This window comes from Thermincola ferriacetica, from assembly GCF_001263415.1.
GTDB classification, from domain to species: domain Bacteria; phylum Bacillota; class Thermincolia; order Thermincolales; family Thermincolaceae; genus Thermincola; species Thermincola ferriacetica.
Genome location: NZ_LGTE01000032.1, coordinates 20,851 through 29,779 on the forward strand (window position 1 = coordinate 20,851; position 8,929 = coordinate 29,779).

The 8,929-nt window shown below is 48.8% G+C and carries 11 protein-coding genes; 10 read left to right on the forward strand and 1 reads right to left on the reverse strand.

Going from position 1 to position 8,929, the window contains the following annotated elements; genetic code table 11:
* The first annotated feature begins 60 nt into the window (after positions 1-60).
* From mreB to Tfer_RS16160, 10 genes are all read left to right on the forward strand, one after another.
* On the forward strand, positions 61-1,089 hold the full coding sequence (gene mreB, locus Tfer_RS14405) for a rod shape-determining protein (protein WP_052219001.1): 1,029 nt from the start codon (positions 61-63) through the stop codon (positions 1,087-1,089).
* A gap of 83 nt (positions 1,090-1,172) precedes the next feature.
* Positions 1,173-1,928 (forward strand): flagellar basal-body rod protein FlgF, encoded by a 756-nt coding sequence (gene flgF, locus Tfer_RS14410; RefSeq protein WP_052219002.1) that lies wholly within the window; start codon positions 1,173-1,175, stop codon positions 1,926-1,928.
* Between the two features lie 155 nt (positions 1,929-2,083).
* Positions 2,084-3,172 carry a flagellar hook-basal body protein gene (locus Tfer_RS16655; RefSeq protein ID WP_052219003.1) on the forward strand — a complete coding sequence of 363 codons (1,089 nt, stop codon included), beginning with the start codon at positions 2,084-2,086 and terminating at the stop codon, positions 3,170-3,172.
* Positions 3,173-3,182: 10 nt separating this feature from the next.
* Positions 3,183-3,563 (forward strand): rod-binding protein, encoded by a 381-nt coding sequence (locus Tfer_RS14420; protein ID WP_052219004.1) that lies wholly within the window; start codon positions 3,183-3,185, stop codon positions 3,561-3,563.
* Positions 3,564-3,658: 95 nt separating this feature from the next.
* Entirely contained in the window at positions 3,659-4,579 is a 921-nt protein-coding gene (locus Tfer_RS14425; RefSeq protein ID WP_052219005.1) for an LCP family protein, read from the forward strand.
* A 100-nt stretch (positions 4,580-4,679) separates the two neighbouring features.
* Positions 4,680-4,892 carry a hypothetical protein gene (locus Tfer_RS14430; RefSeq protein ID WP_013121700.1) on the forward strand — a complete coding sequence of 71 codons (213 nt, stop codon included), beginning with the start codon at positions 4,680-4,682 and terminating at the stop codon, positions 4,890-4,892.
* 51 nt (positions 4,893-4,943) lie between these two features.
* A complete protein-coding gene (locus Tfer_RS14435; RefSeq protein ID WP_083436973.1) occupies positions 4,944-5,687 on the forward strand; it encodes an S-layer homology domain-containing protein in 744 nt (247 codons plus the stop codon).
* Positions 5,688-5,877: 190 nt separating this feature from the next.
* Entirely contained in the window at positions 5,878-6,861 is a 984-nt protein-coding gene (locus Tfer_RS14440; RefSeq protein WP_013121698.1) for an LCP family protein, read from the forward strand.
* A 17-nt stretch (positions 6,862-6,878) separates the two neighbouring features.
* Positions 6,879-7,982: a polysaccharide pyruvyl transferase CsaB gene (gene csaB / locus Tfer_RS14445; RefSeq protein WP_052219007.1), complete on the forward strand. Its 1,104-nt coding sequence runs from the start codon at positions 6,879-6,881 to the stop codon at positions 7,980-7,982.
* 67 nt (positions 7,983-8,049) lie between these two features.
* Positions 8,050-8,217 (forward strand): AbrB/MazE/SpoVT family DNA-binding domain-containing protein, encoded by a 168-nt coding sequence (locus Tfer_RS16160; RefSeq protein ID WP_083436974.1) that lies wholly within the window; start codon positions 8,050-8,052, stop codon positions 8,215-8,217.
* Positions 8,218-8,718: 501 nt separating this feature from the next.
* On the opposite strand, the gene Tfer_RS16660 is transcribed toward Tfer_RS16160, so the two are convergent.
* Positions 8,719-8,929: hypothetical protein (locus tag Tfer_RS16660; protein ID WP_207642457.1), on the reverse strand; the 211-nt coding region annotated here is incomplete at its 5' end.

Here is an 8,929-nt window from a genome sequence, read left to right on the forward strand (position 1 = left end):
TATTACCACTTTGGGCTATTATACCTAGACTCAGTTACGTTTGAAAGGGGAATTAAATAAATGTTTTTCTTTGGTACAGATATTGGCGTAGATTTAGGAACGGCTAACGTTCTTGTATTTGTAAAAGGAAAAGGAATTGTATTGCGGGAACCCTCTGTGGTGGCCATAGATAAATTGACGGGCCGTATCATTGCTGTCGGAGAAGAAGCCCGGAAAATGCTGGGCCGCACGCCCGGTAATATTGTAGCAACCCGGCCGCTTAGAGAAGGTGTAATAGCTGACTACGATGTAACGGAAAAAATGCTTAAATATTTTATAAATAAGGCCTGTGGGCGGAGTTTTTTCTTTCGCCCCCGGATTATGGTCTGCATTCCGTCCGGTGTAACCGGGGTGGAGGAAAGGGCTGTTCGACAGGCCGCGCTGCAGGCTGGAGCCAGACAAGCCCACCTGATCGAAGAACCTCTTGCCGCAGCTTTGGGTGCGGGCCTGGAGATTTCCGAAGCCAGCGGCAGCATGGTTGTAGATATTGGCGGAGGTACCACTGATATTGCAGTGCTCTCCCTGGGCGGAATAGTAACCAGTGAGTCCCTCAGGGTAGGTGGGGACAAGTTTGATGAGGCTATTGTCCGCTATATCAGAAGGGAATTTAACCTGATGATCGGTGAGAGAACGGCCGAAGAATTGAAGATGACAGTCGGTACTGCCTATCCGCAGGGTAAAACGGAAAATACCGTTACGGATATCAGGGGTAGGGACCTGGTTACAGGTTTGCCTAAGACCGTTAAAGTTTCCAGCCAGCAGACCTACGAGGCAATGCAGGAAGTTATCGAATCTGTTGTCAGCGCCGTTAAGGAAGTCCTGGAAAGAACTCCTCCGGAACTCTCCGCAGATATTATAAATAAAGGTATTTGTATGACCGGAGGAGGCTCGCTGCTGAACGGCCTGGATACTTTGCTGAGTAAGGAGACGGGGCTGCCTGTATATGTGGCTGATGATCCCCTGTCCTGCGTAGCATTGGGGACAGGAAAGGCCCTAAATATGATTAATGTATTATCAGTAAATAACCGTGGTACAAAAAAGGTAGTTTAAATATTTCGGACCACTGGTTTAATTTAGATTAAGCGCTTTAGTGAGCCAAATAATAAACCGGTCAAAAAAGGAGGTGAAGGATAATGATCAGGGGTCTCTACACGTCGGCTGCCGGTATGCTGGCGGAATCAGCCAGAAACGATGTGGCGGCTAATAACCTGGCTAATGTAAATACTACCGGTTACAAAAAGGATACTGCGGTGTTTAAGTCATTTCCTGAAATGTTGATTCAGCGCATGGAAAAACCGGACAATCCGGCGCAGTTAAAGCCTGAAAAAGTTGGGTGGTTGGGGACGGGAGTCATTGTTGATGAAGTTATCACCATACATACCCAGGGACAACTGAAAGAGACTACCAACCCACTGGATATGGCTATTAGCGGGGATGGATACTTTGTGATACAAACACCCGCCGGAGAACGCTACACCAGAAACGGCGCTTTCACTCTGGACAGCGAAGGGTACCTTGTTACCTCCGAGGGCAATTATGTCTTGGGCCAAAGGGGCCGCATCCGTATAGGAAATAATGATATAGTGGTGGACAAGCAGGGCAACATTTCGGCCAATGGACAGGTAATTGACACTTTACGAATTGTTTCCTTTAATGACCCCAACCGGTTGGTGAAACAGGGTGACAGCCTTTTTGCGGGTGGACAACCTGTGGCCGGTTTTAACGGTCAGATCATGCAAAAGGCATTGGAAACCTCCAATGTGAATCCCGTGCAAGAAATGGTTGACCTGATTACAATTATGCGTGCTTACGAGGCCAACCAAAAGATGATTCAGGCCCACGACCAGACCCTGGGCCAGGCAATCAACGACGTTGCCAGGTTTAAGTAGGTCATTAGTTAAGATGGATAGGAACAGGCGAAATTAAGATGATTTAAAAGATGGGTAGTATCAGGTAAAATTAAAGAGGCCGGACCGCAGCGCGGAAGCCTCTCCTGCCGCTGACCGACTGAGGCGGCAAAGGGAAATTACGGGAGGAATAAATAATGTTACAGGCGTTATGGTCAGCAAGCTCCGGTATGCTGGGCCAGCAGTTGGCTATGGACTCTATAGCCAATAACCTGGCCAACGTGAACACTACCGGCTATAAAAAGTCCAGAGTAGAGTTTCAGGACTTGCTTTATTCTGAAATGCGCGCTCCCGGCAAAAAGACTTTGCGGGGAGAAATCATTCCCACCGGATTCCAGACGGGTAACGGTGTCCGGCCGGCGGGTACGCCGGTTATCTTTGGACAGGGCATAATTCAACAGACTGATAACCCGTTGGACCTCGCCATTGAAGGGAATGCCTTCTTTGCAGTAAGGCGCCCGGACGGCAGCCTTGCTTATACCAGGGACGGCTCTTTTAAACTGGACGCAAAGGGAACACTGGTAACGGCTGACGGGTCCAAGGTCCTTGATGAAAACCTTAACCCCCTGACCTTTGACAGCCCGCAATCTTTGAAGATAGACAACGCGGGAGCCATTTTGGAACAACAAGCAGTGGGCAGAATACCCGGATTTGTTTTCGAGGCGGCAAATAAACTGGAAAAAGTAGAAGACGGTTATTTCCGGCCGACCAGGGAGTCCGGCAAGGCTTTGCCTGCAGAACAGAACAATAAGGAAGGAAGGGACCTTTATTTTCAAGTTTTACTGCCCGACGGGAAGGTGGCTTACACCAAGGAAACTCAGGTCAGCGTTGATAAGAACGGCAGGCTGATTACGGAGAAGGGGTACCCCATTGTGCCGGAAGTTTATCTCCGGTTGGCCGATGGGTCTGTGACCCTTGACAAGGAGGGTAACCTTACGGCTGCAGTACAGGTGGGCAAGCTACGGCTGGTCAAGTTTGTCAACCCAGCCGGGTTAAATAAAATTGGCTCGAATATGTATGCCGAATCGGTGAATTCCGGCGCAGCCACTGTAGCGGGACCAGCCGATTATACACTGAGGAGTTCAGCATTGGAAGGCTCCAATGTGGAGGTGGCGGAAGAAATGGTCAACATGATCATTGCCAACCGGGCCTACGAATTGAGCTCCAGGTCCATCAGGACTTCAGATGAAATGCTGGGGATGGCCAATCAACTACTCAAGCGGTAGGTGACAAAGGGTGAGAATAGATAATAACCTGCTTACCTCAATTCCTATCAAGGATAGCCGTCGGGCCCTGCCTGAACCGGAACGGCCGAATTTTGCCCAGGTCCTGGAAAAGGCCCAGTCGGCCGGTGGCGACAAACAAATCAGGGAAGCCGCCCAGCAATTGGAAGCACTGCTTTTATACCAAATGTTTTCAGCCATGCGCAAGACCGTGCCCAGTACAGAAATCTTTGGCGAGAAAAGCTTTGGTACAGAGCTTTTCCAAAGCATGTTTGATCAGGAAGTCAGCATTCAGGCAGCCCTGAACGGAGCGGGCGGGCTGGGCGATGTAATTTACGAACAGCTAGCGGGGCTGCCGAAGGACGATAAAGAAGAAGGTCAAAGTAAAAGATAAAAAATATGCCGGGAGAACCGGCATATTTTTTTTACATTTTTCCAATACTAATATGAGGTTGTTGCAAATATGAGCTGAAAGCGGGGAAATATAAAGTGTTTCAAATGGGCAGAACCAGGCAAATGTGTACCAGGCTTTTGGTGATTATCGGCTTGTTGGCCTTTGTTGCCACGACAACGGTTTATTACATAGATGAAAAGTTGCGCTATGAACCCAGGATATCGTCACGGGCCGCCGTTACAGAGAAAAAGCCTTTACCCGGGCATTGGCTGCGGACGGTCCCGGACCCCGAAAAGCCGGGATCAGACGGCTCAGATAAAGAGAAAAATTCAGATAAAGAAAATAGGGCATTGAGGGAAGACGTATCCTTTCGCCACCTGAATAAGGCTTTAAACGCAATAAATATTTTATACATCTGGACGGACAAGGCCAATTTAAAGGTTGTATCTATAATGACCCTGAATAAAACCAGTAGACGACCGGCTTTGGTAGTGATACCTCTCGGTACTGTCCTGGGAGAAAACGGGGAGACTCTCCAGGATATTTATGCAGCCGAGGGAAAAGTAGGCATGATTAAACGGTTAGAAAACCGTCTGGAAACAGAGATAGATAATTATGTACACATAAACAATGAAGCTTTGTATGAAATAAGTGATATCCTTGGGCCTTTGCAGTTAGGAAATGAAAGGATTGCCATGGCGAAGGTCCTGGAAGAATCGGCCAAAGGGCTACGGCCAAATGACGAAAGAATTGTGCGTGCTGTAGCCAAACAGGCTATCAAACCTACAACTTTGGTCAAATTTCCGGCTATCGTCAAAGTATTCAAACAACACGTGGAAAGTGATATATCCGTTCAACAGGTACTACAGTTACTGCAATATACAAGACAAATGGATATAAACAACATGCGCAAGCAAGCCCTGCCCGGGCGTGAAATATGTTCAGAAGGGAAACGCCGCCAATTGGTGGCCGCCGATACCTGGCAGAACATTTTATATGACTTGACCAATCAATAATACAGAGAGACGAGTCGATTTAGCTCGTTTTTTTTTATAGCCAGGGCAGGATTTGGCCCGGGCGCTGCCGAATGTAAAATTAACCAAAGGAGGTAGGAAAATGAATAAGGGGAAAATCATTATTCTCACCAGCGTAATTATATTGACTGTGTTAGGTTTCGTCTTGGGAAACGCGGTTAACGCAGCTATCAGCGGGCCGGGTTCTTCCAGCGACCCTTTGGTAACGAAAAGTTATGTTGATGCCCAACTGAACAAACTGCAGAACCAGTTAAATGACTTAAAGGCAGAAGTTGAGCAGCTTAAGAAGAAATAAGAACGTTTAACCAGACGTTTTGCCGGAATAGAAGCGACTAAAGGAAGTGATATGTTGAGGATCCGCCTTAAATATCTGGTCTTATTGCCCTTGTTGGCAGGTTTTTTGGCAGCGCAGATTGTTCAGGCTGCCACTGCTCCTCCGGGCAGTGTAAATAATCCCGTGGTTTCCAGGAGCTATGTGGAAAAAGCGCTGCAGCCGCTGCGTGACGAAATCAGTAGGTTGGCAGCGGAAGTGGCCGCATTAAAAGCTCAAAGGGCCGTTAAGTTCGACGACGTGCCGACTACCCATTGGGCCTATGACAGCATTACTTATATGGTGAACAAAAACATTGTCAAAGGCGTGGGGGCCGGTAAATTTGCCCCCGGCAGCCAAACTACCAGGGCCCAGTTGGCGGTAATGATAGTTAATGCCCTGCAACTGCCAACGACGGGTGTCAAAGCTGAGTTTACAGATGTTCCGGCATCTCATTGGGCTTACAGTCATATAGCCGTGGCCCAAAAAGCCGGTATTATTTCGGGTAATGACGGAAAATTCCGGCCGAACGACAGCGTTACCAGGGGCGAAATGGCGGCCATGCTGGTAAGGGCATTCAATCTGGAACGCCTGAACAAGGCTGCCCGGTTTTCCGACGTGCAGCCGGGGTATTGGGCTTACGATTTAATAATGCGGGTGGCCGATAACGGTATATCAAGAGGGTATGAAGACGGTACCTTCCGGCCCGCCAACAAGGTCAGCCGGGCAGAGGTTTGTGTTTTCCTGGCCTTAAGCCTGGACCCGGCCAGGAGAAAATAATCTCCATGGAGATATTTTAAAAGCAGTTGATTGGTTTCAGGTATACCTGAAGCCAATTTTTTTTCCTAAATATCCAGAAAATGATGCGGCCGAAATGAGGGAAATTTAAAAAGTGAAACAGGAAACGGCCAAAAATTCTCGAATTCATTAAAAATGTGTTATATTTTGTTGCTTTAAGGAGTACATAACCATGGACTTTTACCGATTTGACCAGGAGTATTACGCTGCCGCTACCAGGGTAGAAAGGTTAAAAATCAGGCGGCTAAACAAAAGGAGACTGGTGTTCCGACTGTTTCTCGTTTTTGCTTTTATAGGGCTTGGGGTTTATTCAGTGTATAGTTACGGGGACCGGGCCAGGGATTTTCTGGCGTGGCGAATCGGGGCAACTTTTGCCGGAGACAGTATTGAAAAAAGGCCGGAGGCCCTGGCTAAACCGGCAGATCCGGTCAAAAATATACTGATTATGGGCACAGATCAAAGGGAAAATGAACCTTCCCGGTCCGATACGATAATTGTGGCGATGCTTAACCTAAAAACGAAAAAGGCCCATTTTATTTCTCTGCCGCGGGATTCCCGGGTAAAAATAGAGGGGTTCAAACATAAGACAAAACTTAACCATGCCCACTCAAACGGCGGGATAAAGCTGGTTAAAGGTACCATAGAAAATTTATTAGGTATCAAAATACATAATTACCTGGAAACCAACTTCACCGGTTTTGCAAATATTATTGACCTGCTGGGGGGAGTAGAGATAGATGTGGAACAAAGGATGTATTACCCTCCAGAAGATATAGACGTGAAAAAAGGCCGGCAGGTGCTGGACGGGCATGACGCTTTGGGCTACGTTCGGTACCGCAGTGACGGCAGGGGCGACCTGGGGCGTATCGAACGGCAGCAGAAGTTTTTAAAGGCGCTCATCGAACAGCATTTGCGGCTGGGAACATTATTGAAGCTGCCGGATATTATTGAACAATTAAAGGAAAATGTTAAAACCGATATGTCAGTAGCAGACCTTTTATCTCTGGCCGAAAACTTTCATTCGATGAAGGCGGCAGATGTGCAGTTTCACCAGCTCCCCGGGAAGCCCAGTTACATACACGGCGCCAGTTATTTTATTGTGGATGAAGAGGAACTGCAGTATTTAATGAGGGAAATTGAGGCAGATTTAAGATAGGAAAGGAATTTTTTATAATGAAGAAAGTAGTTATTTCCGGCTACTATGGTTATGACAATGTCGGGGATGAAGCATTGCTCAAAGCCATAGTCGATGCCCTGCGCAGTTGTGATAATAAAATACACATCACAGTCCTTTCCGCACAACCGGAAAAAACGGGCCGCAGCCTCGGTGTGGCTGCGGTAAGCCGGACCAACCTGCGGGAAATAGTGGCGGCCATCAGAAACACGGACCTGTTAATAAGCGGCGGCGGCAGCCTGCTGCAGGATGTAACGGGCCCTCTGACCATCCCCTATTACCTGGGGATTGTCGCTATGGCGAAGGCTCTGGGCAAGCCGGTCATGTTTTATGCCCAGGGGGTAGGCCCGGTCAATAAAAAGTTGGGCCGCACCCTGATTAAGCATATTGTGAACAAGGTGGACCTGATCACGCTGCGGGACAGGGAATCGGCAGAACTGCTGAAAGAGATCGGGGTCCGGAAACCTGTCGTCAAAGTGACGGCGGATCCCGTTTTTGGCCTGGGCGGCGCCGGAGAAGCGGAGCCGGGCGAAAGGGTTCTGGCCGGATTTGGCATTGATTTAAAGAACGGGCCTCTCGTAGGCATAGCTATCCGGCCATGGCCCAACTATGAAAGTTCACTCAACGCACTTGCTGAAGCAGCCGGTTACCTGCTGAGCCTGGGCCGGCAGGTGGTTATTATTCCCATGCATTATCCTGTTGATTTACCGGCGGCAAAAGAATTGCACAAACGACTGGGGAATAAATCTGTTTTGCTTGACAGGAGCCTGGGGCCCGACCGGTTAATGGCCCTGACCGGAAAGCTGGAACTGGTTATTGCCATGCGGCTGCACGCCCTAATTTTCGGGGCTGTGCAAGGTGTCCCGGTGATCGGTATCAGCTATGACCCCAAAGTGGATAAGTTCCTGCAAAGCCCTGGCTGTTTTTCGGCGGGAAGCGTTGATTCCGTCAGCAGTGAAACTTTGATCAGGCTTATAGACTATATACTTCGGAACAGGGAAGCCGTTTCCGGACAATTGGCTGAATTCAGCCGAGGCTTGAGAGAAGCTGCCCTGGAAAACGCCCGCCTGGCTATTGAACTTTTACACAGAAAAGTCAATTAGTTGTTTAATTATTTTTTTCAAAGCGCTATAATATGTATAGATGGTCTATACATGGAGGTTTGGATAAATGGAGATCAGAAGAGTATTTAAGAGCGGTAACAGCTATGTGGTTTCATTACCAAAGAATGTAGTTGAAACTTTTGGGGTAAAAGCAGGAGACCATATAGAATTTTCCATCAGGGATGGAAAAGTAACTATCAAGCCTTACAAAAGACCTGACCGGGCGGTGTTATAAAAAAAGTTGCGGGTTGCCTGAAGGACCGGGACAGCTTATACAAGGACCTCCTGGAGATTCGGAATGACGACGAGGACAGGGAGGAATTATTCAGCGATAATAAGGCTGAAATTTTTTATTTTATGCCGCTGTGCCGGTGGAACAACCGTTGCTCCGAGGTTACGCCTTCCTGCGGTTGCGGCTGCGGCAGGCTGTGTTTACGGCAGGAAAGGTGGGGTGCCCGGCTACCCGGGAGCTTTGTGCTGCAAAACCTGGCCTAGCAGGCAGTGTTCCCGAACTCGATGGCTCATAGTGTATTTCTTATAAGCCAGGCCGCCTTCCGTCCGGTTACGCAACCTGCGTTGCGTGCCGGACTTCCCGGCGGCCTTCGCCATCTTCGAACATGCGGGGACCCCCTGCCTGCTTTGCTGCGGTTTTGCGGGCGCAGTCGCTCCCAAACGGTAGCCTTGACACCCCACCTAACCTGCCTTGTACTGATATAAGCAGCCTTTTATCTGGCAGTCATTTGATAGTCTGCAAATAATCAGCAGCCAACCGAACGGAGTTTACACTGTCTCTGCCCGTAGCCTCAAAGCAACGGTTTTTCACCGGCGCAGCGGCCTCGAAAGCCGCAGTGTGGCTGCAACCAAGGTTTTGCAGCACCAAGTTCCCAGGTAGCGGAGACACCCTCCTACCCTGCCGCCATTCTCCAGCACAAAGCTCCGGGGTAGCC